This is a genomic window from Serratia sp. 506_PEND (genome assembly GCF_001076875.1).
GTDB lineage: Bacteria > Pseudomonadota > Gammaproteobacteria > Enterobacterales > Enterobacteriaceae > Serratia > Serratia marcescens.
This window is the reverse complement of record NZ_JVEL01000446.1, coordinates 1-26,184: the sequence shown is the minus strand read 5'-3', so window position 1 is coordinate 26,184 and position 26,184 is coordinate 1. Positions and strand designations below refer to the sequence as shown.

Sequence of the window (26,184 nt, the reverse complement as noted above, 5' to 3'; positions counted from 1 at the left end):
CCCGCCGGGGTCGGCCGCCCTTCCTCACGAAGCCTTGCCTTCATCACTGTTTTCTCCCGCGCTCCATGCTCTAATCGGCAGACAATAACCAGACCGGAAATCCGGCGTTCGCCCTTTGTTGTCTCTGGATTAGTGGCTGCCATGTATGAATTTAACCAGGTGCTGTTGCTGTTGCAGCAGATGTGCGTCTATCTCGTTATCGCCTATCTGCTGAGCAAAACCCCGCTGTTTATCCCGCTGATGCAGGTGACCATTCGCCTGCCGCACAAGCTGCTGTGCTACGTGATCTTCTCGGTGTTTTGCATCATGGGCACCTATTTCGGGCTGCACATTCAGGATTCGATCGCCAATACTCGCGCGATAGGCGCGGTCCTGGGCGGCCTGCTGGGCGGGCCGTCGGTGGGCTTTCTGGTCGGGCTGACCGGCGGCCTGCACCGGTATACGCTCGGCGGCATGACCGACGTGGCCTGCGCGATCTCCACGGTGTCCGAGGGGCTGGTCGGCGGCATCGTGCACAGCATCGCCATGCGCCGGGGGCGCATCGAGCTGCTGTTCAATCCGCTGTTCGTCGGCGGCGTGGCGCTGGTGGCGGAAGTGCTGCAGATGGCGATCATTCTGGCGGTGGCGCGCCCTTATAACGAGGCGTTGCAGCTGGTGGAACACATCGCGCTGCCGATGATGATCGCCAATACCGTCGGCGCGGCGATGTTTATGCAAATCCTGCTGGATCGGCGCGCGATGTTCGAGAAATACACCAGCGCTTTCTCTTCCAAAGCGCTGAAGATCGCCGAGCGCACCGAGGGCATCCTGCGGCAGGGCTTCGATCAGGAAAACAGCATGAAGGTTGCTCGGGTGATTTATCAGGAACTGGGCATCGGCGCGGTGGCGATCACCGATCGCGACAAGCTGCTGGCGTTTATCGGCATCGGCGACGATCACCACCTGCCGGGCACGCCGATCGCCTCGGTGCATTCGCATCGCGCCATCGACAACAACGAGGTGGTGTACGCCGACGGCAATCAGCTCTCTTACTGCTGCTCGATCAATCCGGCCTGCAAGCTGGGATCGACGCTGGTGATCCCGCTGCGCGGCGAAAACCAGCGGGTCATCGGCACCATCAAGCTGTATGAACCGAAAAGCCAGCTGTTCAGCACCATCAACCGCACGCTGGGCGAAGGCATCGCCAGCCTGCTGTCGGCGCAGATCATGGCCGGACAGTACGAGCGCCACAAGCAACTGCTGGCGCAGTCGGAGATCAAGCTGCTGCATGCGCAGGTCAATCCGCATTTCCTGTTCAATGCCCTGAATACCCTGGTAGCGGTGATCCGCCGCGATGGCGAGCGCGCCTGCGATCTGGTGCAGTCCCTCTCGACCTTCTTTCGTAAAAACCTCAAACGCTCGGATGACGAAGTCAGCCTGGCGGACGAAATTGAACATGTGAACGCCTACCTGCAGATAGAGAAAGCGCGCTTCGCCGATCGGCTGGAGATCGCGGTATCGTTGCCGGAGGCGCTGTTGGCGGCGCGGCTGCCGGCGTTTTCGCTGCAGCCGATCGTCGAGAATGCCATCAAGCATGGCACCTCGCATCTGTTGGGCGTGGGCCGCATCGAAATCGGCGCCTGCTGCGAAGGCGAACATCTGCTATTGCAGGTGACGGACAACGCCGGGCTGTTCCAGCCGAAGCCGAACTGCAGCGGGCTGGGGATGAACCTGGTGGATAAGCGCATTCGCGTGCGCTACGGCGAAGGCTATGGCGTGCGGGTGGATTGCCGGCCGGACGCCTATACCCGCATTACGCTCAATGTTCCCATGGAGAGGGCCGCCTGATGTTAAACGCACTGATTGTTGACGATGAGCCTTCCGCGCGCGACAACCTCCGCCATCTGCTGGAGGCCGAAGCGGGGATCACGATCATCGGCGAATGCGCCAACGCCATCGAAGCCATCAGCCAGATCCACCGGCTGCAGCCGGACGTGGTGTTTCTCGATATTCAAATGCCGCGTATCAGCGGGCTGGAAATGGTCGGCATGCTGGATCCCAATCGGATGCCGCACATCGTGTTTCTGACCGCCTACGACGAATACGCGGTGCAGGCGTTCGAGGAGCACGCCTTCGACTATCTGCTGAAGCCGGCGGAGCCGAAGCGGCTGAGCAAGACGCTGCAACGCCTGCGGCAGCGCAGTGCGCCGCAGGACGTGACGGCGCTGGATGAGAGCGCCGGTTACCTGAAATACATTCCCTGCACCGGCCACAGTCGCATCTATCTGCTGCGGTTTGACGAGGTGTTGGCGATCCGTTCCAAACTGAGCGGGGTATTCGTGGTGCGCAGCGACGGCATGGAGTGTTTCACCGAACTGACGCTGCGCACGCTGGAAAGCCGTACGCCGCTGGTGCGCTGCCATCGGCAGTATTTGGTCAACCTGGAGCAGGTGCGCGAGATCCGCTTCGAAGAGGGCGGCGCGGCGGAGATGATCATGTCCGCCGGCGATCCGGTGCCGGTCAGCCGGCGCTATTTGAAAGCGCTGAAGGAGCAACTGGGGCTGCGGGGGTGACTATACGGGTGGCCACCGGCGGCGGGTATGCACGATGGCCAATATGATGACGCGCTGATCCGCCCATTCATAGACCAGCAGATAGGACGGAGAGATGACCAACTCGCGCGTGCCGGCTATCCGACCCGTTTTTCCGCTGGCGGGATGATGCACGAGGCGTGCCGCCGCGTCAGCGATTTTTACATCATTTTCCGCGGCGGCGGCCGGGTTTTTAAGTTCCAACCATTCATAAATCGCCAGACGATCGGCGATGGCGGGTTCCGTCCATATCAGTTTCACAAAAGTCCTTTTGTGTTTTATTGCTTTGCCTTAGCTCTGCGTTCGGCGAAATAAGCGGCCACCTCTTCATCGTCGGCGAACTTGCCTTCACGCAACGCCTTGCGGCTCACCTCGACCTTTTCCTTTAACCACTGGTCGTATTCTTCCTGCTGCGCCTGGCGGCTGACAAACTCGCGCATGAAATCGCGCAGCAGTTGTGAAGCCGTGCGGTCGGCGGCCTTTGCCGCGCTGGCGAAAGCGGTTTTTAACTCTTCATCCACGCGGATTACCACGGTAGATTCAGACATGGTATTTACCTCGTATATACAGCGTAATATTCACTATAACACCGCTGCTTTATTGTTCAAGCAAGGACGGTCGGAGGCTGTGGCGTTAAGCGCAATCTGAATTCATCAGGCTCCGACGGCGCCCTTTTTGTTTGTCCTTGACGGGGTTACGCGGCGCTTATAGCTTTATTGCATCAACAGGCGCGTTTTGCGCCGCGTCAGCGTCAAAGGAATCGAAAATGAGTGAACCACGGATTATCGCCAAGGCGATGAAAGACGGAAAACCGGAACAGGATCTGGTGATTTTGCCGGCGTTGGCCAACCGCCACGGGCTGATCACCGGGGCAACCGGCACCGGCAAGACGGTGACGCTGCAGAAAATGGCCGAGCAGTTCTCGCGCATCGGCGTGCCGGTGTTCCTGTCGGACGTGAAGGGCGATCTGTCCGGGATTGGCGCTGAGGGCGCGCCTTCAGAGAAACTGCAGGCGCGTCTGGCGGCGATTGGCGTCACCGACTGGCAGCCGCAGGCCTGCACCATTATCCCGTGGGATATTTACGGCGAAAAGGGCCACCCGATCCGCGCCACGATTTCCGATCTCGGGCCGCTGCTGTTGGGGCGACTATTGGATCTGAACGAGGTGCAAAGCGGCGTGCTGCAGCTGGTGTTCAAAATCGCCGATGACAACGCGCTGCTGCTGTTGGACATGAAAGACCTGCGCGCCATGGTGCAGTTCGTCGGCGATCACGCCAAACAATTCCAGACTCAGTACGGCAACATCTCTGCTGCGTCGATCGGCGCCATCCAGCGCGGGTTGCTGACGCTGGAAGAGCAGGGCGCCAACCAGTTCTTCGGCGAGCCGATGCTGGACATCAACGATCTGATGAAAACCGACGCCAACGGTCATGGCGTGATCAACCTGCTGGCGGCGGACAAGCTGATCAATCAGCCGAAGCTGTATTCAGTGTTCCTGCTGTGGCTGCTGGCCGAGCTGTTTGAACATCTGCCGGAAGTGGGCGACCCTGAACAGCCGAAGCTGGTGTTCTTCTTCGATGAAGCGCACCTGCTGTTCAACGACGCGCCGGCGGCGCTGTTGACCAAGATCGAACAGGTGGTGCGCCTGATCCGCTCCAAAGGCGTCGGCATTTACTTCGTCACCCAGAACCCGCTGGATATCCCGGACAGCGTGCTGGGCCAGTTGGGCAACCGCGTACAGCATGCGCTGCGCGCCTTCACGCCGCGCGATCAGAAGGCGGTGAAAACGGCGGCGCAAACCCTGCGCGCCAATCCGGCCTTCGATGCCGAAACGGCGATCACCGAGCTGGGCGTGGGCGAAGCGCTGGTGTCATTCCTCGACGAGAAGGGCCGGCCGAACGTGGTGGAGCGGGCGATGGTCATCGCGCCGGAATCCAAGATGGGCATGCTCGGCGCGGAAGGACTGAACAGCGCGATCAACAAGTCGCCGCTGTATGGCCGCTATGAAGACATGATTGACCGCGAGTCCGCCTACGAGAAGCTGTCGTCGGGCGGTTTCGCCACCGTCGGCACTGCGCAGCAGGGGCAGCAACCGCAGGCGCAAGCTCAGCAACAGACGGGCGGCGGCCTGATGGACGGTTTGAACGAACTGCTGTTCGGTTCCACCGGCCCGCGCGGCGGCAAACGCGACGGCATCGTCCAGACCGCCGCCAAGAGCATGGCGCGCGATCTCGGCCGCCAGATCCTGCGTGGCGTGCTGGGCTCGATCACCGGCGGCCGAAAAAAGTAAGCGGAAATTATCGTCGGCAGCGGCGGGTTAAATCAGTACACTGTGGCGGCATTTTTCTCTGCCGGACCTAACATGCTGCTGCTGATCGATAACTACGACTCCTTTACCTATAACCTTTACCAGTACTTCTGCGAATTGGGCGCCGAGGTGATGGTGAAGCGCAACGATGAGCTGCAGCTGACCGATATCGAGCGGCTGGCGCCGCAGCATCTGGTGATTTCCCCTGGCCCCTGCACCCCGAACGAAGCGGGCATCTCGCTGGCCGCCATTCGTCATTTCGCCGGCAAGCTGCCGATCCTCGGCGTGTGCCTGGGGCATCAGGCGCTGGGGCAGGCGTTCGGCGCCGAAGTGGTGCGCGCCCGCGCGGTGATGCACGGCAAAACTTCGGCCATTCGCCATCTGGGCGTCGGCGTGTTTCGCGGCCTGAACGATCCGCTGACCGTGACCCGCTATCACTCGCTGGTGCTGAAAGCCGATACGCTGCCGGACTGTTTTGAAGTGACCGCCTGGAGCGAACGCGACGGCGTGCGCGACGAGATCATGGGCATCCGCCACCGCACGCTGGCGTTGGAAGGCGTGCAGTTCCATCCGGAAAGCGTGCTCAGCGAGCAGGGCCATCAGCTGCTGGATAACTTCCTCAACCGTTAATCCCGATGCGTTTTTTTCGCTCGTCAGGCGTTTTGCGTTTGCGCTTGATTGGTTTTTTATGCATATTTCGTGATTATGTTTTCAATCTAATATTACGATAGCGCTGAAAAACCTTCAGGGTGGAGCCGAAAATGACTGAAAAATCCGCAGTGAGCCGCAGCACCTTTGACCAGGTGATCCTGCCTGTTTATGCACCGGCCCAGTTTGTGCCGGTGCGCGGCCAAGGCAGCCGAGTCTGGGATCAGCAGGGAAAAGAGTACATCGATTTTTCCGGCGGCATCGCGGTGACAGCGCTGGGGCACTGCCATCCGGCGCTGGTCGAGGCGCTCAAACGCCAGGGCGAAACCCTGTGGCATACCAGCAATGTCTTCACTAATGAACCGGCGCTGCGCCTGGCGAGCAAACTGATCGACGCCACCTTCGCCGACCGGGTGTTCTTCGCCAACTCCGGCGCAGAGGCCAACGAAGCGGCGTTCAAACTGGCGCGTCATTACGCTATCACCCGCCACAGCCCGTACAAAACCAAAATCATCGCCTTCTATAACGCGTTTCACGGCCGCACGCTGTTCACCGTGTCGGTGGGCGGGCAGGCCAAATATTCCGACGGGTTCGGGCCGAAGCCGGCCGACATCGTGCACGTGCCGTTCAACGATCTGGCGGCGGTGAAAGCGGTGATGGACGACCATACCTGCGCGGTGGTAATGGAGCCGATTCAGGGCGAGGGCGGCATTACGCCGGTCGACGCCGGCTTCCTCAAAGGCGTGCGCGAGCTGTGCGACCAGCATCAGGCGCTGCTGGTGTTCGACGAAGTGCAAAGCGGCATGGGGCGCAGCGGCAAACTGTTCGCCTATATGCATTATGGCGTGACGCCGGACATTCTCACCACCGCCAAGGCGTTGGGCGGCGGTTTCCCGGTCAGCGCCATGCTGACCACCGAAGAGATTGCGTCGGTGATGCAGGTGGGCACTCACGGCACCACCTACGGCGGCAACCCGCTGGCCTGCGCGGTGGCGGAGGCGGCGTTGGATGTGATCAATACGCCGGAAGTGCTGAGCGGCATCGAACAGCGCCACGCGCTGTATGTGCAGGCTTTGCAGGATATCGGCGATAAATACGGTATTTTCACCGCCATTCGCGGCATGGGGTTACTGATCGGCGCCGAACTGACGCCGCATTATCACGGCAAAGCGCGCGATTTCCTCACCGCCGCCGCCGCGCGTGGGCTGATGATCCTCAACGCCGGGCCGAACGTGATCCGTTTCGCGCCGTCGCTGGTGGTGGAGCTGCAGGATATCGAGGCCGGCATGGCGCTGTTCGAGCTGGCGGTGCAGGATGTGATCAACGCCTGAAGCCCGTGCGGCGCATAACGGGGCGCGGCATGCCGCGCCCTTATTGATCGCGCAGTTTGCGCTTGAGCCAGATGCCGTGGTGCGGGCGCTGGCGCCAGGCCAGCGACGAAATGGTATGCATCACGTTCAGGTGCGACAGGATGCGCCGCAAATGACGTTCCATCTCGGTGACGGGCATCTCCGGATGCAGATCCGGCGGCTGCATGATGCCGCTGTTGCCGCTGCTCGGGCCGTCGTATTCCAACCGCTGCTGGCAGCTTTGCAGCGCGATTTCACAGGTTTGCAGATAGGCTTCCGCCAGTTTCGGCGTCAGCATGTAGTGCTCGCGCGCCAGAATGGTCATGGCGTTCAGGTGTTCGACGATGAACTGGCTATGAGTGACCCACAGCCGCATGTCCGCCAGATAATTCGACGCGAACCCCGGCTCCTGCATCGCCTGATTGAGCGAGGTGAACAGCGCGTTGTGCGCCTGGTTGACCTGCATGCGGGTATAGGCCAATGCGGTGGCGTCCGGTTCCGGTTGCTTCAGCATCAGCCGCAGCGCGGTTTGATCGTGTTCCAGCGCCTGATGGGCATTCTTGCGTAGCAGCCCGCTTTGCCACTGCGGCCACAGCCAAATGGTGCCGCCGAACGCCAGCACGCAGCCTATCAGCGTATCGATCAGGCGCGGTACCAGAAAATGCGAGCCGTTCAGCGCCAGCAGCTGCAGGGTGTAAACCGCCGTGACCGTAAAGCCAATCACCGACAGCCCGTAGTTCTTGCGCGAAACCAGGTAGGCCAGCAGGGTGATCACCAGCATGATGCTCAGCGTTTCTCCCTCCGGCAACTGCAGCTGCAGCAGCCCGGCCGCCAGCAACAGTCCGGCAATCGTGCCCAGCGCACGGTGCTGAATACGCACCCGGGTGGCGTTATACCCGTTTTGGCTCACCAGCATGATGGTGAGCAGGATCCAGTATGGCTTCGGCAGGTTGAAGACCGCACCCAGGCTGCTGCCGACCGCCAGCGTCACCCCCAGCCGCGCGGCGTTGCGCAGGGCGGTGGATTTGAACGACAGATAGCTGGCCAGCGCCGGCCAAAACGGCAGGCGGTGCTGGCCGGGCATCAGGTCGCGGCGGTACAGCGGATGCTGGGTGCGCAGCAGGCGGGCGATGCGGCTGAAGTGGTAATAACAAAACTGGCCGACCGGGTTATCGGGATGCTGCGCCGCCATTTTTTCCAGCGCCGCCAGTTCGTGGCTCATGGAGAAGCGCTTCGAATGCTGATGGTAGAGGATATCGTGCGCCACCACGCGCAGCCGGCCGGCGATCACCAGTGCATTGCGGCGAATGATCGCTTCGGCCTGGCTCTGCTCCACCAGTTTTTGCACTTCCTCCGGCAAATGCAGGCTGACGGTGATGTGCTCCTGCAGATCCATCGCCACCTGAAAGGCGCGCTGCAGGCGCTTTTGTTCGAGGTTGTTGGCGTGCGGCAGGAAATTGAGCTGTTGGTACAAAAGGCTGATCAGATCCATCACCTTTTGTTGGCGCACCAGCAGCGGCGGCAGTGCGGTTTGCGGATCGGTGTGCTGGGTCAGAAGTGAGTATTTGGCTTCGAAATAGTCCGCCAGCTCCAGGTAGAGCTGGCTCAGCGTCTCGCGCATCGGCTGCTCTTTCCACAGCTTGAACCAGAACCAGGTGAATAAGCCGTACCAGACGGTGCCGATCGCGTACAGCAGCGGCGCCTGCCAGAGAGGCACCGTGCCGGCCGTGCTGAGAGCGAAAATGGCGGCCACCAGCGCCGCCGGCAATAGCCGGGCGTGCAGCGGGCTGATTTCACCGGTGACGCCGAGCAGCAGCGCCAGGCCCAGCATCAGCGCCGGCAGCGGTACGTGCCACAGCAGCGCCTGTTGCAACAGCACGCTGCTGAAGGCGAACAGCGAGCCGCCGACGATCAGCCGTTTAAAGAAGCGCTTATGCGGCGTGTCCAGACCGGCGATATTGCAGCAGGCGGGCACCAGAGAGAACATCAGGCCGAGCTGCAGCTGGCCTATCAGCAGGCCGAACAGCACCGGCAGGCACAACACCAGCGTTTGTCGCAGTGCGTAGTTGATTTCCGGGTGGTAGATCAGGCGGCGCCACATGGCAGAGAGCAGATAAAAAAACGGCGCAGATTGCGCCGTTTCTTCGGAGATTAACGGGTGCCGTAGACGACAATGGTTTTGCCGTGGGCGGAAATCAGGTTTTGATCTTCCAGCATTTTCAGAATACGGCCAACGGTTTCACGCGAGCAGCCGACGATCTGGCCGATCTCCTGACGGGTGATCTTGATCTGCATGCCGTCCGGGTGAGTCATGGCGTCGGGTTGCTTCGCCAGATTCAGCAGGGTTTGCGCGATGCGGCCGGTCACGTCCAGGAAGGCGAGGTTGCCCACTTTTTCGGAGGTGACCTGCAGGCGGCTCGCCATTTGGGCGGACAGACGCATCAGGATGTCCGGGTTCACCTGGATCAGTTGGCGGAATTTCTTGTAGGAAATTTCGGCCACTTCACAGGCGGTTTTCGCGCGAACCCAGGCGCTGCGCTCCTGGCCTTCTTCGAACAATCCGAGCTCGCCGATGAAATCCCCCTGGTTGAGGTAGGACAGGATCATCTCTTTACCTTCTTCATCCTTGATCAGCACCGCGACGGAGCCTTTCACGATGTAGTAAAGCGTTTCGGCCTTTTCACCTTGGTGAATCAGCGTACTCTTCGATGGATATTTGTGGATATGGCAATGAGACAGGAACCATTCGAGAGTAGGGTCTGTTTGCGGTTTGCCGAGAACCATTCGCTGTTATCCTCTGTTGTTATCGCTGCCTTGTGTCACAGGGGTCAGAGTTCCCTGTAAAACCCGCCTGTAGCCGCAGTCATGAGCGAGGGCTACCGGCAAGTTTTGAGGCGTGTCATAAAAATACGCTGTCGCTCTAGCATATTAACTTGCCGTAAGCGCTGCAAGCTACATTCTGTTAACATACCGGTAAAGGAGCCTTTCTCTGGGCGTTTCCCTGAAATACAGTGTCCCGGAAAGATTTATTGCGGCTCTGTTTGTAGCACAGAGTAAGGCGGGTGTCTCGTGTTGTCTCGCTTCAGCATGATTAGCATCAGGTTACGTTGCCTGTTTCTATGCGAAAGCGTACTCTGATTTTAAGAAATCAACCGGAGTGACCAGAATGCAGGCAAGAGTTAAATGGGTGGAAGGGTTAACGTTTTTGGGTGAATCGGCCTCCGGCCATCAGGTGCTGATGGACGGCAACGCCGGTGATAAAGCGCCCAGCCCGATGGAGATGGTGCTGATGTCGGTGGGCGGCTGCAGCGCGATCGACGTGGTCTCCATCCTGCAAAAAGGGCGCAACGACGTGCGCGACTGCGAGGTGAAGCTGACCTCCGAGCGCCGCGAAGAAGCCCCGCGCTTGTTCACCCATATCAACCTGCACTTCATCGTTACCGGCCAGGATCTGACCGACAAAATCGTCGAGCGAGCGGTGAACCTGTCGGCGGAGAAGTACTGCTCGGTGGCGCTGATGCTCAACAAGGCCGCCACGGTGACCCACAGCTTCGAGATCCGCCAGCCGGCGTAATCGAGACGGAGCGCGGCTCGGCGCCGCGCTCAACGCGCTTATTCGATTTTCTTGCCTTCCAGCAGCCGCTGCACCAGCGGCGCCATGATCAGCTCCATCGCCAGCCCCATTTTGCCGCCCGGCACCACTAACGTATTGATGTGCGAGATAAACGAGCCCTGCAGCATCGCCAGCAAGTAGGGGAAGTCGATCTGGTCCAGGCCGCGGAAGTGGATCACCACGAAGCTTTCATCCAGTGAGGGAATGGCCTTGGCGGCGAACGGGTTGGAGGTGTCCACCGTCGGCACGCGCTGGAAGTTGATGTGGGTGCGCGAGAATTGCGGCGTAATGTAGTTGATGTAGTCTTCCATCGAGCGCACCACCGAATCCATCACCGCTTCGCGGGAGTGGCCGCGTTCGCCGGTATCGCGGATCAGCTTCTGGATCCACTCCAGGTTGACGATCGGCACCACGCCGACCAGCAGATCGACGTGTTTGGCCACGTCATGGTGCTCGGTGACCACGCCGCCGTGCAGCCCCTCGTAGAACAGCACGTCGGTCGGCGCCGGCAGCGGCTCCCACGGGGTGAAGGTGCCCGGCACCTGATTGTAGGGCACCGCTTCGTCGTAGGTGTGCAGGTACTTGCGCGAACGGCCGGTGCCGTTTTTGCCGTACTCGATAAAGCTCTGCTGCAGCAGGCCGAAGTCGTTGGCCTCGGGGCCGAAATAGCTGATGTGTCTGCCCAGATCGCGCGCCTTGCGGATCGCCGCGTCCATTTCCGGCCGGGTATAGCGGTGGAAGCTGTCGCCCTCCAGCTCGGCGGCGCGAATGTTGAGCTGCTGGAAGATTTTGCGGAACGCCACGCTGGTGGTGGTGGTGCCGGCGCCGCTGGAACCGGTCACCGCGATAACGGGATGTTTGGCAGACATGGTGGTTGTCACTCCGTGTTGAATGCGCCGGCGTCAGGGGATTATTGTGGCTCTTGTTGACGCTCTCTATGTCAGGAAAAAATGGCGCGCGCTGGTTTGCAATGTCCCATTGTTACCTGATTTTTTCCGTCAGTCATAGAACCGGGCGCCACTAAATTTCTTCCTGCCCGGCGCGGAACTGGCCGCGCGGCATGATGTTGACGCTCTCGTGCAGTTCCGACCACACCAGCACCACTTCGCCGTTTTTCAGCTGGCGGCGCACGTCCTCCACCTTCTGCTCCAGCGATCGTTCGTGCTCACCGTAATCGGTGCCTTCGCGCAGCACAAAGGATTCGATCAGGCTGTTCAGGGTGTCGGTTGCCAGTTCTTGCCAGGGAATAATCACGTCGGAATGTCCAGATAAGGGGAAAGCCAGGCCGGAATGCGATGCTCCAGCCACATGTGCGGTTTTTTCAGCGTGCCGCCGACGAAGCCGACGTGGCCGCCGAACTCAGTCAGCTGATATTCGATATTGCGCGGCAGGCCGGCGACGTCGGGGATCACCTCAGGGGTCATGAAAGGGTCGTCCTTCGCATGGATGATCAGCAGCGGCGTCTGGATGGACGGCAACAGCGGCAGGGCGCTGCAGCGGCGATAATAGTCGGTGGCGTCGCTGAAGCCGTGAATGCGCGAGGTGATGGCATCGTCGAACTCGCGGATGCGCCGCAAACCGTTCAGCTGTGACAGCTTGAGCGGCAGGGTGTCCGGATAGTGCAACAGCTTGCGGGTGGCGTTTTGTTTCAGCTGCCCCAGCAGGTAGCGCTGATAAACGCGGGAGAAGCCTTGCTCCATGCGGTAGGCGCAGGGTTCCAGCATCAGCGGCGCCGAGACCACCACCGCCGCCTGCAGCAGGCTGTCGGCGCCTTGCTGCGCCAGATAGCAGGCCAGCATGTTGCCGCCGAGCGAAACGCCTACCGCCGCGGTTGGCACTTCGCCGTAGCGGTCGCGCAGCCAGCGCAGAAAGAAGCGCGCGTCTTCGGTTTCGCCGGAGTGATAGATGCGCTGTTTGCGGTTGGGCACGCCGCTGCAGCCGCGAAAGTGCATCACCACGCCCAGCCAGCCGCGATCGCGCCAGGCGTTGAGCAGGCCATGCGCGTAGGGGCTGTAGAAGCTGCCCTCCAGGCCGTGGAACAGCACCGCGCGCGGTTTGTCGCGCGCCTGCGCCGGATCCTCGCTCCAGGCGAGATCGACGAAATCGCCGTCGGGCAATTCCAGCCGTTGCCAATGCGGTTTCAATAACACGCGGCGGCGCACCAGCCGCGGCAACAGCGTTTGCAGGTGCGGGTTACTGGCCCCGGTCAGAGGGCGAAAGGTGTTAGGCATAGGCTGAGTAAAATGTTGTGGGCGGCTATTGTGAGATCCCTAGCGCACTGTTAGCTTCAATACCAAGAATTAACAATGATACTGCAAAAAAGCGCCTTGGGTGAGGAGCACCCGTGCCATGGAACCGAGTTTATTCCTTTCGATGCTGGGCTTCCTGTGGGTCGCGGCCATCACGCCTGGCCCCAATAATCTGCTGCTGACCACCTCCGGCGCTAACTTCGGCTTTATGCGATCGCTGTGGCTGATGGTCGGCATCATGCTCGGCATGCAAAGCATTTTGCTGCTGGTGGCGTTCGGCGTCGGCAGCCTGATCCTGATCTACCCGTCGCTGCACCTGATCCTGAAAATCCTCGGCAGTTTGTACCTGCTGTGGCTGGCGTGGAAAGTCGCCACCGCCGCCTATGAAAAGCTGGAAACCGACGTGGCGCCGCCGCAGCCGGTGCGGCTGTATCAGGGCTGGCTGCTGCAGTTCCTCAACCCGAAAGCCTGGCTGATGGCGCTGGGCGCGGTGGCGAGCTTCAGCCTGGCGGGCGATAAGTACAACGGTTCCATTGCGGCGATCGCGCTGGGCATTGTGGCGGTGAACATCGTCGCCGGCATTATCTGGCTGGCGTTCGGCACCCTGATCGGCCGCCTGCTGCGCAGCAAAAAGGCCTGGGTTATCTTCAACGTTTCCATGGGGCTGCTGACGGCAGCCTGCGTATTACTGATTTGGCATTAAGGAGCGGAACGATGGCGGAAAACTATTATCACGTGGTCGCCTTTACCGGCGAAGGGTTGCGCGGCAACCCGGCCGGGGTTTGTCTGCTGACGCAGCCGCTGCCGGCGGAGCGGCTGCAGGCGATCGCCAACGAGATCGGCCTGCCGGAAACCAGCTTTGTCTGGGATGACGGCGATATGACCGCCATCCGCTGGTTTACTCCGGAACGCGAGGTCGATCTTTGCGGCCACGGCACCCTGGCGGCGGCGCATGTGATGTTCAGCGCGGTTAACCCGGCGCTGCGAGATATTCGCTTCCGTTCGGCCGGCGGCGAGCTGCTCGTCAAGCGCGATGCGCAGGACGGGGAGCGGCTGGTACTTGATTTCCCCGCCCGGCCGCCGCAGAAAGTCGCCGAACCGGCAGGCCTCGCGGCGCTGTTGGGCGTGCAGCCGCAGGAAGTGTGGCAGGCGAAAGCGCTGCTGGTGGTGCTTGAACATGAGGCGCAGGTGCGCGCGCTGCGGCCGGACATTTCCGCGTTGATCGCGCTGGCCGGGCGTGCGGTCATCGTCACCGCGCCCGGTGACACCGTGGACTTCGTTTCGCGCTATTTCACGCTCGACGGCGGTGAGGATCCGGTCACCGGCTCCGCGCACTGCACGTTGATGCCTTACTGGACGGCGCGTCTCGGCCGCCATCGGTTGCACGCCCGGCAGATTTCGGCGCGCGGCGGCGAGCTGTTCTGCGAACTGCAAGGGGACCGCACGCTGCTGGGCGGCTACGCTCACGTGTTCTTGCGCGGGTCGATCGCGCTGTGATCCGCTTTAATATTACCTAAGGTAATAAAGAAGACTTTTTTATTCTTTTATCGCCCGTCATCGCTCAGATAAAACTGTCAGCAACTGAACAGATTTTTATCAACGGAGCGCAACATGGCGGGCAAACTCTTTTCTTTACGTAACGCGGCGCTGCTGGCGTTGTCGCTCAGCGCGGCCAGCGCCTACGCGGTGGACGTGACCGTGGCGTACCAGACGTCGGCGGAGCCGGCCAAGGTGGCGCAGGCGGAAAACAGCTTCGCCAAACAGTCCGGCGCGACCGTCGACTGGCGTAAGTTCGACAGCGGTTCCAGCGTGCTGCGCGCGCTGGCCTCCGGCGACGTGCAGATCGGCAATATCGGCTCCAGCCCGCTGGCGGTGGCCGCCAGNCAAAAACTCCCCATCGAAGTGTTCCTCATCGCCTCGCAGCTCGGCAGCTCCGAAGCGCTGGTGGTGAAAAATGACATCAAAAGCCCGCAGGATCTGATCGGCAAGCGCATTGCGGTGCCGTTTATTTCCACCACCCATTACAGCCTGCTGGCCTCGCTCAAACATTGGGGCATCAAGCCTGAACAGGTGAAGATCCTCAATCTGCAGCCGCCGGCCATCGCCGCCGCCTGGCAGCGCGGCGACATCGACGGCGCTTATGTCTGGGCGCCAGTGGTCAACGAACTGGCCAAACAGGGCAAGGTGCTGACCGACTCCGCGCAGGTGGGCGAATGGGGTTCACCGACGCTGGACGTGTGGGTGGTGCGCAAAGACTTCGCCGAGAAACATCCCGACGTAGTGACCGCCTTTGCCGCCAGCGCCCTGCAGGCGCAAAAGGCCTACCTGGCGGCGCCGGAACAGTGGCTGAAAGATCCGAGCCATCTCAGCACGCTGGCGCGCCTGAGCGGCGTACCGGAAGCGCAGGTGCCGGAACTGGTTAAGGGGAACCGTTATCTGCCGGTGGCCGATCAGGTTGCCCAACTCGGCCAGCCGGTGGACAAGGCAATCCGCGATACCGCCGAATTCCTCAAGCAGCAGGGCAAGATCCCGCAGGTCGACAGCGACTACAGCGCTTACGTCACCGACCGTTTTGTGAAACAGGTGCAGGCTGCGCCGCAGTCGTAAGGAAGCAGGATGCTAAACGTCAATCATCTTTCAGCAGAGTATCAGGGGCGGCCCGCGCTGCGTGACGTGTCGTTCCAGATCGCCGCCGGGCAACTGGTGGTGGTGCTCGGCCCATCGGGCTGCGGCAAGACCACGCTGCTGAATTTGATCGCCGGGTTTATCGAGCCTTCAGCTGGCAGCATCACGCTGGATGGAACGCCCGTTCACGGCCCGGGGGCCGAACGGGGCGTGGTGTTCCAGCATGAGGGCTTACTGCCGTGGCGCAACGTGGTGGACAACGTCGAGTTCGGCCTGCAACTGGCCGGCATCGGCAAGGCGCAGCGCCGCCAGGTGGCGGAGCAGATGCTGCAGCGCGTGGGGCTGGCGGGCTATGAACAGCACTTCATCTGGCAGCTTTCCGGCGGCATGCGCCAACGCGTCGGCATTGCCCGCGCCCTGGCCGCCGATCCGCGTCTGCTGTTGCTGGATGAGCCATTCGGCGCGCTGGACGCGTTCACGCGCGAGCAAATGCAGGAGCTGCTGCTGACCATCTGGCGTGATACCGGCAAGCAGGTACTGCTGATCACCCACGATATCGAAGAGGCGGTGTTCCTCGCCAGCGAGCTGCTGCTGCTGTCGCCGGGGCCGGGGCAGGTGGTGGAGCGGCTGTCGCTGAACTTCGGCCAGCGCTATGCCGACGGCGAAGCCTGCCGCGCCATCAAGTCCGATCCTGAATTTATCGCGCAGCGCGAATACGTGCTGGGCAAAGTTTTCCAACAGCGCGAGGCCTTGCTATGAGCCTGCATTCCACTATGAAGGCCGCGGCCCAGCCGCAGGGCAAAGCGGTGCGCCGTTTCAGCGTGCCGCGCAACGTTTGGTTGAGCGGCGCCACGCTGTTGACGGTGCTGGCGGTGTGGTGGGGCGTGACGGCGCTGCAGCTGATCAGCCCGCTGTTTTTGCCGGCGCCGCAGCAGGTGCTGCACCAACTGATCACCATTGCCAGCCCGCAAGGCTTTATGGACGCCACGCTATGGCAGCATCTGGCGGCCAGCCTGGGGCGCATTTTGGTGGCGCTGCTGGCGGCGGTGATTATCGGCATTCCGGTGGGCATCGCCATGGGACTGAACGACACGGTGCGCGGCATCCTCGATCCGCTGATTGAGATCTATCGCCCGGTGCCGCCGCTGGCCTATCTGCCGCTGATGGTGATTTGGTTCGGCATTGGCGAGACCTCGAAAATCTTGCTGATTTATCTGGCGATCTTCGCGCCGGTGACGCTGTCCGCCGTGGCCGGCGTGCGCAGCGTGGCGCAGGTGCGGGTGCGCGCCGCCCGCGCGTTGGGCGCCACGCGCTGGCAGGTGCTGCGCTTCGTGGTGCTGCCGAGCGCGCTGCCGGAGATCCTGACCGGCATCCGCATCGGGCTGGGCGTCGGCTGGTCGACGCTGGTGGCCGCCGAACTTATCGCCGCCACGCGCGGCCTGGGATTTATGGTGCAATCCGCCGGTGAGTTTTTGGCGACCGACGTAGTGTTGGCCGGCATCGGCGTGATTGCGGTGATTGCATTTGGGTTGGAGCTGGGGCTGCGCGCCCTGCAGCGCCGATTGACCCCGTGGCATGGAGTACAGCAATGAACGAACGTCTGAATATCACCCCGCTGGGGCCTTACATCGGGGCGTTGGTGGAAAATGTCGAGTTGGCCCGGCCGTTGGGCGACGGTCAGTTTGAACAGCTCTATCATGCGCTGTTGAAGCATCAGGTGCTGTTCTTCCGCAATCAGCCGATCACGCCGCTGCAGCAGCGCGATCTGGCCGGCCGTTTCGGCGATCTGCATATCCATCCGGTCTATCCGCACGCCACCGACGTGGAAGAGATCATCGTGCTCGATACCCACGACGACAACCCGCCGGACAACGACAACTGGCACACCGACGTGACCTTTATCGAGAACCCGCCGCTGGGAGCGATCCTGGCGGCCAAGACGCTGCCTGCCACCGGCGGCGATACGCTGTGGGCCAGCGGCATCGCCGCCTATGAGGCGCTGTCGGCGCCGTTCAGAACGCTGCTCGCGGGGCTGCGCGCGGAGCATGACTTCACCAAGTCGTTCCCGGAGCACAAGCATCGCGGCAGTGAAGAGGAGCATCAGCGCTGGCAACTGGCGGTGCAGAAAAACCCGCCGCTGCTGCATCCGGTGGTGCGTACCCATCCGGTCAGCGGCCGGCAGGCGCTGTTCGTCAATGAAGGGTTCACCACGCGGATCGTCGATCTGGCGCCGAAGGAGAGCGACGCTTTGCTGAACTTCCTGTTTGCTCACATCACCAAACCGGAGTTTCAGGTGCGCTGGCGATGGCAGGAAAATGACGTGGCGATCTGGGATAACCGCGTGACGCAGCACTACGCCAACGCGGATTATCTGCCGCAGCGGCGCATCATGCACCGCGCGACCATTCTGGGGGATAGGCCTTTTTACAAAGCCTGAAGCTTAGGCGTCGAACGCCTGCGTTAACTGTTCCAGCTGTTCCTGCGCATCCAGCCAAGTCATTTCCGTCTCTTCCAGCGCGGATTTGGCCTGGCTTTGCTTTTGCAGGCGGTCGGTCAGTTCGGTCTTGCGGCTGATGTCGTACAGCGCGGGATCCGCCAACTGCTCTTCCACCGCCGCCAGCTCGGCGCCCAGTTTTTCCATCTGCTGTTCCAGCTTGGCGATCTGCTTGCGCAGCGGTTGGGTTTGCGTACGGAACTCCGCCTCGCGGCGTTTTTGATCCTTGCGCGCCTGCGCGCTGTTGCCGCCGCTCTCTTTTTCCGGTGCGTCCTGCTGGCTTTCCTGGCGCTGCAGGTCGACAAGCCACTGCTGGTAGTCGTCGAGATCGCCCTCGAAAGGCTCGACCTGGCCGTCGTGTACCAGGTACAGATCGTCGGTGGTGGAACGCAGCAGGTGACGGTCGTGCGATACCACCACCAACGCGCCTTCGAAATCGATCAGCGCCTCGGTCAGCGCCTGACGCATGTCGAGATCCAGGTGGTTGGTCGGTTCATCGAGCAGCAGCAGGTTCGGGCGCTGCCAGACGATCAGCGCCAGCACCAGCCGCGCCTTCTCGCCGCCGGAGAAACGTTCGGTCACTTCGCTGACCTTGTCGCCCTGGAAGCCGAAACCGCCCAGATAATCGCGCAACTGCTGCTCCAGCACCCTTGGGGCGATGCGGCTTAGGTGCTGCAACGGCGATTCGTCGGCGCGCAGGAATTCCAACTGATGCTGGGCGAAGTAACCCAGCTTGATGCCTTTCGCCAGACCTATCTCGCCGCTCAGCGGCTCAAGGGTGCCGGCCAGCAGTTTGATCAGCGTCGATTTACCGGCGCCGTTGCGGCCGAGCAGGCCAATGCGCGAGCCGGGCACCAGGTTCAGCTTGATTGACTTCAGGATCACTTTATCGCCATATCCGGCGCTGACTTTTTCCATGCGCAGCAGCGGGTTCGGCAGGCTTTCCGGCGGACGGAAGCTGAAGGTGAACGGGTTGTCGACGTGCGCCGGGGCGATCAGCTCCATGCGCTCCAGCATCTTGATGCGGCTCTGCGCCTGCTTGGCCTTGGAGGCCTTTGCCCGAAAACGGTCGATATAACTTTGCAGGTGCGCCACTTTTTCTTGCTGATGCTGATAAAGCGACTGTTGCTGCGCCAATTTGGTGGCGCGCTGGCGTTCGAACGACGAGTAGTTGCCGGTGTATTCGTTCAGGGTCTGCTGTTCGATATGCAGGATTTTGTCGACAATCGGATCGAGGAAGTCGCGATCGTGCGAGATCAGCACCAGCGTGCCGGGATAGTTTTTCAGCCAGCGCTCCAGCCAGATCACCGCATCGAGATCCAGGTGGTTGGTTGGTTCGTCGAGCAGCAGGAGGTCGGAACGGCACACCAGCGCCTGCGCCAGGTTAAGACGCATGCGCCAGCCGCCGGAAAAGTCGCGCACCGGGCTTTGCAGCTGTTCGTTGGAGAAGCCGAGACCGTGCAGCAGGCTGGCGGCGCGGGAGCGGATGGTCCAGGCGTCGATGGCGTCCAGCTTGCCGTGCAGGGTGGCGATGGCGTGGCCGTCGTTGCGATCGTTGGCCGCCTGCAACTCGGCTTCAAGCTGGCGAAACTCGCGGTCGCCGTCGATAACATACTCGATCGCCGGCACGTCCAGCGCCGGCGTCTCCTGGTTGACCCAGGCCAGCGCCCAGTTGCCGGGGAAGGTGAAGCTGCCGCCGTCCGCCGCGATCTCGCCCTTCAGCAGCGACAACAGCGTGGATTTGCCACAGCCGTTTTTGCCCACCAGGCCGACCTTCTGACCTGGATTAACCGTCGCCGTGGCGTTGTCCAGCAGGACGCGGATGCCGCGTCGGATTTGTAGCGAGGAGAATACAATCATAAAGCGCCGTATGTTCAGAGTATGTTAAATTATCATTAAGGTAACAGAACGCGCACCGCGCGCTGTTTTTGTCTTTGCGATGCATGGTAACGGAAAACCGCTACCCTGACGACGCTTTGGAGGGGAATGATGTCGCAGCCGCCCAAGGTCTTGCTGCTGTATGCCCATCCGGAATCTCATGACTCGGTGGCGAACCGGGTTTTGCTTCGACCGGCGCAGCAGTTGGAACATGTCACCGTGCACGATCTCTACGCGCACTATCCTGATTTTTTTATCGATATCCATCACGAACAACAGCTGCTGCGTGAGCATCAGGTCATCGTGTTTCAGCACCCTCTGTACACCTACAGCTGCCCGGCGCTGCTGAAGGAGTGGCTGGATCGCGTGCTGGCTCGCGGCTTCGCCAGCGGCGTGGGCGGCAATGCGCTGGCGGGCAAATACTGGCGCTCGGTGATCACCACCGGCGAGCCGGAAGGCGCCTACCGCACCGGCGGTTATAACCACTATCCGATGGAAGATATCCTGCGGCCGTTCGAGCTGACCGCCGGGATGTGCCATATGCACTGGTTGACGCCGTTCGTGGTCTATTGGGCGCGGCGGCAAAAGCCGGAGGTGCTGCGCAGCCACGCAGACGCCTACGGGGACTGGCTGAGCCACCCGCTGCCGCATGGAGGGCGGTGATCATGGAAGGATCGACCTTACTGACCGCCATTTTGCTGTTCCTGTTCGCCGCGGTGGTGACGGTGCCGATCGCCCGTCGTCTGGGGATTGGCGCGGTGCTGGGCTATCTGATCGCCGGCATCGCCATCGGCCCGTGGGGGTTGGGCTTCATTCGCGACGTCGACGAGATCCTGCACTTCTCCGAGTTGGGCGTGGTGTTCCTGATGTTCATCATCGGCCTGGAGCTGAATCCCAGCAAGCTGTGGGAGCTGCGGCGCTCGATTTTTGGCGCCGGCGCCGGCCAGGTGTTGATCACCGCGGCGGTGCTGGGCGCGCTGCTGTACCTGACGCACTTCGCCTGGCAGGCGGCGGTGATCGGCGGTATCGGCCTGGCGATGTCTTCCACCGCCATGGCGCTGCAGCTGATGCGCGAAAAGGGCATGAACCGCAACGAAGGCGGACAGCTGGGTTTCTCGGTGCTGCTGTTCCAGGATATGGCGGTGATCCCGGCGCTGGCGTTGATCCCCATTCTGGCCGGCGCCGGCGGCACCAGCGACGACTGGGCCAAGATCGCGCTCAAGGTGGCGGCGTTTGGCGGCATGCTGATCGGCGGCCGTTTCCTGCTGCGGCCGCTGTTCCGCTATATCGCCGCTTCCGGCGTGCGCGAGATCTTCACTGCCGCGGCGCTGTTGCTGGTGCTCGGCTCGGCGCTGTTTATGGAGACGCTTGGCCTGTCGATGGCGCTCGGCACCTTCATCGCCGGGGTGCTGTTGGCGGAGAGCGAATACCGCCACGAGCTGGAGATTTCTATCGAGCCGTTTAAAGGGCTGCTGCTGGGGCTGTTCTTTATCTCGGTGGGCATGGTGTTGAATATCGGCGTGCTCTACACCCATCTGGCCGAGGTGTTGATCGGCGTGTTGGCGCTGGTGGCGGTCAAATCCGGCGTGCTCTACGGGGTGTCGCGGCTGTTCGGCCTGCGTAGTTCGGTGCGCCTGCAGTTTGCCGGCGTGCTCAGCCAGGGCGGCGAGTTTGCCTTCGTGCTGTTTTCTGCGGCGGGCGCGCAAAAGGTGCTGCAGCCGGATCAACTCTCTTTGCTGCTGGTGGTGGTGACGCTGTCGATGATGACCACGCCGCTACTCATGCAGGCCATCGACCGCATTTTGGCGCGCCGCTACAACGCCAAAGGCGAAGACGAGGAGACGCCGTACGTAGAGGACGACGATCCGCAGGTGATCATCGTTGGCTTCGGGCGTTTCGGCCAGGTGATCGGCCGCCTGTTGATGGCCAACAAAATGCGCATTACCGTACTGGAACGCGATGTCAGCGCCGTCGGCGTGCTGCGGCGTTACGGATATCAGGTTTATTACGGCGACGCCACTGAGCTGGAGCTGTTGCGCGCGGCGGGCGCCGAAAAGGCCAAGTCGATCGTGATCACCTGCAATGAGCCGGAAGACACCATGGAGATCGTGCGGTTGTGCCAGCAGCACTTCCCGAATCTGAGCATTCTGGCGCGGGCACGCGGCCGCGTGGAGGCGCATGAGCTGCTGCAGGCGGGCGTGAAACAGTTCAGCCGCGAAACCTTCTCCAGCGCGCTGGAACTGGGGCGCAAGGCGTTGATGGAGTTGGGCATGCACCCGCATCAGGCCTTCCGCGCCCAGCAGCATTTCCGCCGCCTGGATATGCGCATGCTGCGTGAACTGATGCCGCCGCATCAGGGCGACGTGGCGCAAATTTCCCGCGTGAAAGAGGCGCGGCGCGAGCTGGAAGAGCTGTTCCATCGCGAAATGCAAAAAGAAAGTCGCCAGTTCGACGGCTGGGACGAATACGAATAAGCGGGAGCATAACGATGTCTGCAACACGTAAGAGATTTATCGCCGGGGCGGTGTGCCCGAGCTGTAGCGCCATGGATACGTTGGCGGTATGGCGGGAGGATCAGGTGGAAGTGGTGGAGTGCGTCAAGTGCGGCCACCATCAGCGCCAGACCGAACAACAGGTGGAAAAACACGTTCGCCCGCAAGAGCAGGTGATCGGCATTTTCCAGCCGAAGTAGCGTTTTTTTATCCCGGAGGGTACAGCGAGGCAGATTTCCGTTACAATCTGTCCGGAAAAGGCGCGCATCCCGATAACGGTGCGCGTCCTAGTAGCCAACGGTAGGAGATATCATGAAAGTAGCAAAAGACTTGGTGGTCAGCCTGGCTTACCAAGTACGTACAGAAGACGGTGTTTTGGTTGATGAGTCTCCGGTGAGCGCACCGCTGGACTATCTGCACGGGCATGGTTCTCTGATCGCAGGTCTGGAAAAAGCGCTCGAAGGCCACGACGTTGGCGATCGTTTTGACGTTCACGTCGGCGCGAACGACGCGTACGGCAACTACGACGAAAACCTGGTGCAGCGCGTACCGAAAGACGTCTTCATGGGCGTTGACGAACTGCAGGTCGGCATGCGTTTCCTGGCTGACACCGATCAGGGCCCGGTACCGGTTGAAATCACCGAAGTTGACGGTGACCACGTGGTGGTTGACGGCAACCACATGCTGGCCGGCCAAAACCTGAACTTCAACGTGGAAGTTGTCGCGATCCGCGAAGCGACCGCAGAAGAGCTGGCGCACGGTCACGTACACGGCGAGCACGACCATCACCACGAGCACGGTGAAGGCTGCTGCGGCGGTCATGGCCACAGCCACGATCACGACCATGGTCACGACCACGGTAAAGGCGGTTGCGGTAACGGCGGTTGCGGCTGCCACTAAGCAGAACGCAATCCCGAGACAAGAGGGCGGCCATTGGCTGCCCTTTTTTATGCGCGGCGCACCAGGCGCCGAACGGCACAACAGGACATGCCATGGCCACCATGAAAGACGTTGCGCGCCGCGCCGGCGTTTCCACGGCCACCGTCAGCCGGGTGATCAATAATACCGCCTACGTTGAACCGGTGACCCGCGAACGCGTCGAGAAAGCGATGCGCGAGTTTAACTACCACCGCAACGCCGCCGCGCTGGCGCTGGCGAAAAGAAGCGGCAATATGCTGGGGTTGCTGACCGGCAACCTCGACGATCCGTTTTTCTCGCGCCTGGCGCGGGGCGTGGAAGACATCACGCGGCAGGCCGGCGTGCGTTTGATGTTGTGCAGCGGCGGGCATCAGGCCGAACTGGAAAAAAGCGGCCTCGACTTTCTCATCAATCAGGGATGCGAAGCCATTGTGGCGCACGTCACGCGCATGGGAGAAGAGGACCTGCTGCGCTACGCCGCCCACACGCCCGCGCTGGTGCTGATCAATCGCTACCTGCCGGCCATCGCCAATCGTTGTATTTGGCTCGACAATGCCAAGGCGGCGCAGGCGGCGACCAAGCTGCTCATTCGTCAGGGGCATCGGAGAATCGCCTGCGTGACGACGGATCTGCCGATCGACGACCGCGCGCAGCGGTTAGCGGGTTACCGCCAGGCCATGGCCGCCGGCGGCATTGAGGTGCCCGGCAGCTGGATCATCAGCGTGCCCTTCAATGAAAGAGGGGGCGAACTGGCGGCCGAGCGCGTGCTGGCCAGCGACCAACGCTTCACCGCCGCAGTGACGTTCAACGACGTGATGGCCGCCGGCATGATGCGCACCTGCCACCAACGGCAAGTTCCGTTGCCTGAAGCGCTGTCGATCGTCGGTTTTGACGACATTGCCCTGGCGAAATACCTCCACCCCGCGTTGACCACCGTGCATTACCCCATAGAAAAAATGGCCCGACGTGCCGCGCGTCTGGCGCTACAAATCCACAGCGGCAGCGACGTCGCGCCGCAGAACAACCGCTTTTCGGCCGAACTTATCCTGCGAGACTCCGTCGCCGATGGTGAGAGGCCTGAGCAAAGCAAGCGCGGCGAATGAGAGGCGGTTCACATAACGCCATCTCATGAAACCGATTACATGGCCAGTGGCCTGCGCTCACATCCTCCGATTACCGAAGCCATTACGCTGTTGCAGTACCCCCTCTTCAACAGGAGCCGTATATGGATAATAAGAAAACGCTCAACCTTGGGCTGGCGACGCTGCCGATTGTGGCCATGCTGTTGCTGCTCATCATCGGCTATGGCCAGTTTGGCCTGCGCATTGAACCGCTGCTGCTGGTTTCCGCCGCCATCGCCGCCGCGTTGGCCTGGTGGCAAGGCTACCGCTGGGATGACATCATCGAGGCCATTGTGGCCAAGCTGGCTAAGGCGATGCCGGTGATCATGATCCTGATCTGCGTGGGCGGCCTGATCGGCACCTGGATGATCAGCGGCACAATCCCTTACATGGTGTATTGGGGGCTGAAGCTGATTAGCTCCCAATACATTCTGATCGCCGCGTTCTTCATCACCAGCGTGATCTCGGTGTGCACCGGCACCTCGTGGGGGGCGGCCGGCACCGTGGGCGTGGCGCTGATGGGCGTGGCCGCCGGTCTGGACGTGCCGCTGGCCGCCGCGGCCGGGGCAGTGGTGTCCGGCGCCTACTTCGGCGACAAAATTTCGCCGTTGTCCGATTCGACGAACTTCGCGGCTATCGTCGCGGATACCGATCTCTACAGCCATATCCAGCATCTGATGTACACGACGCTGCCGAGCTTCATCCTGGCCGCCGTGGTGTACCTGATCGCCGGCCACACCGGCGCGGTGGGCAGCGTGGCAACGCCGGAAAAAGTGACCGAAATCGTCAGCGCGCTTGAGGGGTTGTACCATTTCAATCTGCTGTTGATCCTGCCGCCGGTGCTGGTGCTGTGGGGCGCGGTGACCAAACGGCCGGTGATCCCCGTCATGCTGGCCGCCTGCGCGCTGGCGATCGCCATCGGCGTCGCGCTGCAGGGTTTTAGCCTGCAACAGGGGCTGAATGCGTTGATGGACGGTTTCAATCTGTCGATGTTCGCCAGCCAGGGCCATAACGTCGAAGGGATCGTCGCCGATGTGCCGCGCCTGCTGAACCGCGGCGGCATGTTCTCGATGATGAGTACGATCCTGCTGGTGTTCTGCGCCTTTTCCTTCGCCGGCGCCTTGACGCTGACCGGCGCGCTGACGGTGATCATCAGCCGGCTGCTGAAAGTGGTGCACACCACCGGTCAACTGATCGCCGCTACCGTTGCCACCACCATCCTGGTGACCGGCGCGACCAGTGACGGCAAGCTGGCGCTGCTGATCCCGGCGGAGCTGTTCAAAGGCGCCTATCGACGCATGGGGCTGGACAACAAAAACCTGTCGCGCACCGTCGAAGATGCGGGCACCGTTATCGAGCCGCTGATCCCGTGGACGGCCGCCGGTATTTACATGGCGACCACGCTGGGAGTCAGCACGCTCGATCTGCTGCCGTGGGCGATCCAATGTTATGCCGCGGTGGTGTTCGCCCTGATTTATGGGTTCACCGGCTTCGGTATCGCCAAACTTCAACCTCAGAACGACTTGCAGCGTAAGGAAGCCTGACATGACGAGTCATTTCAACGCCATCATCGATCGCCACAACACCAGCTCCGTGAAGTGGGACTTCATCGACCGCTATCTGCAACTGGATGGCAGCGAACTGTTGCCGATGTGGGTGTCCGATTTCGATTTTCCATGTCCGCCAGAGGTGCAACAGGCGCTGCATCAGCGGGTGGATCACGGCGTCTTTGGCTACAGCGAACGCGACGACGCCTACTATCAGGCGGCGATCGACTGGTTCGCCAAGCGGCACGACTTGCCGCTGCGGCGCGAGTGGTTTACGTCGATTGAAGGGGTGGTGCCCGGATTGGCGATGCTGATCCAACTGCTCAGCAAGCCGGGGGACGGCGTGGTGGTGCAGGGGCCGTATTATGGCTC

The 26,184-nt window shown here is 61.5% G+C and carries 27 protein-coding genes; 19 read left to right on the top strand and 8 right to left on the bottom strand.

Going from position 1 to position 26,184, the window contains the following annotated elements:
* Window positions 1-141: 141 nt before the first annotated feature.
* Together ADK28_RS17355 and btsR are read left to right on the top strand one after the other, a co-directional pair.
* Window positions 142-1,827, top strand: coding sequence for a sensor histidine kinase (locus ADK28_RS17355; RefSeq protein ID WP_033639224.1), 1,686 nt, complete (start codon window positions 142-144; stop codon window positions 1,825-1,827).
* The gene (gene btsR / locus ADK28_RS17350; RefSeq protein WP_025304522.1) at window positions 1,827-2,552 is read left to right on the top strand and encodes a two-component system response regulator BtsR; all 726 of its coding nucleotides are present in this window, start codon (window positions 1,827-1,829) and stop codon (window positions 2,550-2,552) included. The genes ADK28_RS17355 and btsR overlap by 1 nt, the downstream gene beginning before the upstream one ends.
* Here btsR and ADK28_RS17345 read toward each other — a convergent pair whose 3' ends face one another.
* The gene (locus ADK28_RS17345; RefSeq protein ID WP_033639226.1) at window positions 2,553-2,831 is read right to left on the bottom strand and encodes a type II toxin-antitoxin system RelE/ParE family toxin; all 279 of its coding nucleotides are present in this window, start codon (window positions 2,829-2,831) and stop codon (window positions 2,553-2,555) included.
* A gap of 17 nt (window positions 2,832-2,848) precedes the next feature.
* Window positions 2,849-3,118, bottom strand: a complete 270-nt coding sequence (locus ADK28_RS17340) for a hypothetical protein (protein ID WP_048796248.1) — start codon at window positions 3,116-3,118, stop codon at window positions 2,849-2,851.
* A gap of 218 nt (window positions 3,119-3,336) precedes the next feature.
* Here ADK28_RS17340 and ADK28_RS17335 point away from each other — a divergent pair, with 218 nt between their 5' ends.
* The 3 genes from ADK28_RS17335 (at window position 3,337) to argD (ending at window position 6,857) form a co-directional block, all read left to right on the top strand.
* Window positions 3,337-4,860 (top strand): helicase HerA-like domain-containing protein, encoded by a 1,524-nt coding sequence (locus ADK28_RS17335; protein WP_048796247.1) that lies wholly within the window; start codon window positions 3,337-3,339, stop codon window positions 4,858-4,860.
* Window positions 4,861-4,932: 72 nt separating this feature from the next.
* Window positions 4,933-5,508 carry an aminodeoxychorismate synthase component II gene (locus tag ADK28_RS17330; protein ID WP_048796246.1) on the top strand — a complete coding sequence of 192 codons (576 nt, stop codon included), beginning with the start codon at window positions 4,933-4,935 and terminating at the stop codon, window positions 5,506-5,508.
* Window positions 5,509-5,639: 131 nt separating this feature from the next.
* Window positions 5,640-6,857: a bifunctional acetylornithine/succinyldiaminopimelate transaminase gene (gene argD / locus ADK28_RS17325; protein ID WP_048796245.1), complete on the top strand. Its 1,218-nt coding sequence runs from the start codon at window positions 5,640-5,642 to the stop codon at window positions 6,855-6,857.
* Window positions 6,858-6,897: 40 nt separating this feature from the next.
* Here argD and ADK28_RS17320 read toward each other — a convergent pair whose 3' ends face one another.
* Together ADK28_RS17320 and crp are read right to left on the bottom strand one after the other, a co-directional pair.
* Window positions 6,898-8,976 carry a YccS/YhfK family putative transporter gene (locus ADK28_RS17320; RefSeq protein ID WP_033639230.1) on the bottom strand — a complete coding sequence of 693 codons (2,079 nt, stop codon included), beginning with the start codon at window positions 8,974-8,976 and terminating at the stop codon, window positions 6,898-6,900.
* Window positions 8,977-9,026: 50 nt separating this feature from the next.
* Window positions 9,027-9,659: a cAMP-activated global transcriptional regulator CRP gene (gene crp, locus ADK28_RS17315; protein WP_004090925.1), complete on the bottom strand. Its 633-nt coding sequence runs from the start codon at window positions 9,657-9,659 to the stop codon at window positions 9,027-9,029.
* Window positions 9,660-10,041: 382 nt separating this feature from the next.
* On the opposite strand from crp, the gene ADK28_RS17310 reads away from it, so the two are divergent.
* Window positions 10,042-10,449, top strand: coding sequence for an OsmC family protein (locus ADK28_RS17310; protein WP_004930372.1), 408 nt, complete (start codon window positions 10,042-10,044; stop codon window positions 10,447-10,449).
* Window positions 10,450-10,487: 38 nt separating this feature from the next.
* Here the strand turns inward: ADK28_RS17310 and ADK28_RS17305 are convergent, their stop codons facing one another.
* The 3 genes from ADK28_RS17305 to ADK28_RS17295 all read right to left on the bottom strand — a co-directional run bounded on the left by ADK28_RS17305 (window position 10,488) and on the right by ADK28_RS17295 (window position 12,719).
* Window positions 10,488-11,357: a phosphoribulokinase gene (locus ADK28_RS17305; protein ID WP_016930343.1), complete on the bottom strand. Its 870-nt coding sequence runs from the start codon at window positions 11,355-11,357 to the stop codon at window positions 10,488-10,490.
* Between the two features lie 151 nt (window positions 11,358-11,508).
* Window positions 11,509-11,742, bottom strand: a complete 234-nt coding sequence (locus ADK28_RS17300; RefSeq protein ID WP_004930376.1) for a YheU family protein — start codon at window positions 11,740-11,742, stop codon at window positions 11,509-11,511.
* A complete protein-coding gene (locus ADK28_RS17295) occupies window positions 11,739-12,719 on the bottom strand; it encodes a hydrolase (protein WP_016930342.1) in 981 nt (326 codons plus the stop codon). Before ADK28_RS17295 ends, ADK28_RS17300 begins: the two co-directional genes overlap by 4 nt.
* A gap of 118 nt (window positions 12,720-12,837) precedes the next feature.
* On the opposite strand from ADK28_RS17295, the gene ADK28_RS17290 reads away from it, so the two are divergent.
* The 6 genes from ADK28_RS17290 (at window position 12,838) to tauD (ending at window position 17,799) form a co-directional block, all read left to right on the top strand.
* Window positions 12,838-13,440: a LysE family translocator gene (locus tag ADK28_RS17290; protein WP_033639232.1), complete on the top strand. Its 603-nt coding sequence runs from the start codon at window positions 12,838-12,840 to the stop codon at window positions 13,438-13,440.
* An 11-nt stretch (window positions 13,441-13,451) separates the two neighbouring features.
* On the top strand, window positions 13,452-14,234 hold the full coding sequence (locus ADK28_RS17285) for a PhzF family phenazine biosynthesis protein (RefSeq protein ID WP_048796244.1): 783 nt from the start codon (window positions 13,452-13,454) through the stop codon (window positions 14,232-14,234).
* Window positions 14,235-14,348: 114 nt separating this feature from the next.
* A complete protein-coding gene (gene tauA / locus ADK28_RS17280) occupies window positions 14,349-15,344 on the top strand; it encodes a taurine ABC transporter substrate-binding protein (protein WP_048796243.1) in 996 nt (331 codons plus the stop codon).
* Between the two features lie 9 nt (window positions 15,345-15,353).
* Complete coding sequence (tauB, locus tag ADK28_RS17275) at window positions 15,354-16,121, top strand: taurine ABC transporter ATP-binding subunit (RefSeq protein ID WP_004930385.1); 768 nt, start codon at window positions 15,354-15,356, stop codon at window positions 16,119-16,121.
* Window positions 16,118-16,954, top strand: coding sequence for a taurine ABC transporter permease TauC (tauC, locus tag ADK28_RS17270; protein ID WP_048796242.1), 837 nt, complete (start codon window positions 16,118-16,120; stop codon window positions 16,952-16,954). The genes tauB and tauC overlap by 4 nt, the downstream gene beginning before the upstream one ends.
* A complete protein-coding gene (tauD, locus tag ADK28_RS17265) occupies window positions 16,951-17,799 on the top strand; it encodes a taurine dioxygenase (RefSeq protein WP_016930337.1) in 849 nt (282 codons plus the stop codon). The genes tauC and tauD overlap by 4 nt, the downstream gene beginning before the upstream one ends.
* Window positions 17,800-17,802: 3 nt before the next feature.
* On the opposite strand, the gene ADK28_RS17260 is transcribed toward tauD, so the two are convergent.
* A complete protein-coding gene (locus ADK28_RS17260) occupies window positions 17,803-19,716 on the bottom strand; it encodes an ABC transporter ATP-binding protein (protein ID WP_048796241.1) in 1,914 nt (637 codons plus the stop codon).
* 129 nt (window positions 19,717-19,845) lie between these two features.
* Between ADK28_RS17260 and kefG the strand changes: the two genes are divergently transcribed.
* From kefG to ADK28_RS17225, 7 genes are all read left to right on the top strand, one after another.
* Window positions 19,846-20,397 carry a glutathione-regulated potassium-efflux system ancillary protein KefG gene (gene kefG, locus ADK28_RS17255; protein WP_004930395.1) on the top strand — a complete coding sequence of 184 codons (552 nt, stop codon included), beginning with the start codon at window positions 19,846-19,848 and terminating at the stop codon, window positions 20,395-20,397.
* A 2-nt stretch (window positions 20,398-20,399) separates the two neighbouring features.
* The gene (gene kefB / locus ADK28_RS17250) at window positions 20,400-22,208 is read left to right on the top strand and encodes a glutathione-regulated potassium-efflux system protein KefB (RefSeq protein ID WP_015379275.1); all 1,809 of its coding nucleotides are present in this window, start codon (window positions 20,400-20,402) and stop codon (window positions 22,206-22,208) included.
* 14 nt (window positions 22,209-22,222) lie between these two features.
* On the top strand, window positions 22,223-22,426 hold the full coding sequence (locus ADK28_RS17245; protein ID WP_015379274.1) for a YheV family putative zinc ribbon protein: 204 nt from the start codon (window positions 22,223-22,225) through the stop codon (window positions 22,424-22,426).
* Between the two features lie 112 nt (window positions 22,427-22,538).
* Entirely contained in the window at window positions 22,539-23,126 is a 588-nt protein-coding gene (gene slyD, locus ADK28_RS17240) for a peptidylprolyl isomerase (RefSeq protein ID WP_004930407.1), read from the top strand.
* Window positions 23,127-23,218: 92 nt separating this feature from the next.
* Entirely contained in the window at window positions 23,219-24,247 is a 1,029-nt protein-coding gene (locus ADK28_RS17235; RefSeq protein WP_048796240.1) for a LacI family DNA-binding transcriptional regulator, read from the top strand.
* A 122-nt stretch (window positions 24,248-24,369) separates the two neighbouring features.
* Window positions 24,370-25,809 (top strand): Na+/H+ antiporter NhaC, encoded by a 1,440-nt coding sequence (nhaC, locus tag ADK28_RS17230; protein WP_048796239.1) that lies wholly within the window; start codon window positions 24,370-24,372, stop codon window positions 25,807-25,809.
* A gap of 1 nt (window position 25,810) precedes the next feature.
* Window positions 25,811-26,184 (top strand): aminotransferase class I/II-fold pyridoxal phosphate-dependent enzyme (locus ADK28_RS17225; RefSeq protein ID WP_048796238.1); only part of this gene is annotated, 374 nt, incomplete at its 3' end.